Origin of the sequence: Streptomyces sp. LS1784 (assembly GCF_020103755.1) — a bacterium.
In the GTDB taxonomy this organism is placed as follows: Bacteria; Actinomycetota; Actinomycetes; order Streptomycetales; family Streptomycetaceae; genus Kitasatospora.
Genome location: NZ_JAHSQD010001178.1, coordinates 1 through 854 on the forward strand (window position 1 = coordinate 1; position 854 = coordinate 854).

The 854-nt window shown below is 76.6% G+C and carries 1 pseudogene; it reads right to left on the minus strand.

The annotated features are described in order from the left end of the window. Nucleotides 1–854 (minus strand): annotated as a pseudogene (locus tag KS423_RS46405) (hypothetical protein); the annotation flags it as partial.

Sequence of the window (854 nt, forward strand, 5' to 3'; positions counted from 1 at the left end):
CCGGCGGCGGCCTCCTCGGCGGCCAGCTCGGCCGTCGGTTTGACGCCCATGGCCGAGGCCAACCGGCCGCCGACACCGAGGTTCGCCGGGCCGGAGGCGACGCCGCCGACGGTCTTCGGGGCGGAACCCCCACCGGCCCGCGGCTCGCCGAACAGGTCGGAGCCGGCTCCGCCGGAGCCGCCCGAGCCGAAGGAGATGCCGCCACCGCCGATCGAGCCGGGCAGTCCGCTCCAACTGCCGCCCCCGCCGGTGCGGATGCCCCCTGCGCCCCTGGAGAGGGCGTGCTCCTCGTCGGTGAGCAGCTGTTCGAACTGCGAGACCGGCCGCCCGTTCGCGTCCTTGACGGTGCCGTCCTCGGCGATGGTCCGGTCCTTGCCGAGCACCACCGGGTTGCCATTGGAGTCCCGCACCAGCGTGCCGTCGGGGCCGGTGACCGTCCCGTCGTCGTTCTTCTTCGAGCCCGGCGGCACCTTGAACGGCGCGCCCGAGCCGGTGCCCGTGCCGCCCGACCCGGTGGTGGAGCCGCCGGAGCCCGTACCGGGCTGGCCCACGACGGTGCCCGGCGGCACGGTCCGGGGCTTGCCGTCCTTGTCCAGCAGCGGCTTGCCGTCCTTGTCGACCAGCTGGCCCTTGTCGTTGACGCGGGTGCCGGGCGGGACCATCTGCGGCTTGCCGTCCTTGCCGAGCAGCGGCTTGCCGTCCTTGTCCAGCAGCGGGACCATGCCGGTCGTCCCGCCACCGCCGGTCCCGCCGATGCCGCCGGTCTTTCCGCCCTTGCCGCCGCCCGTCCCGCCGCCGGTGCCCCCGATCCCTCCGGTGCCGCCCCCGCCGGCGCCGCCCCCGCCGGCGCCGCC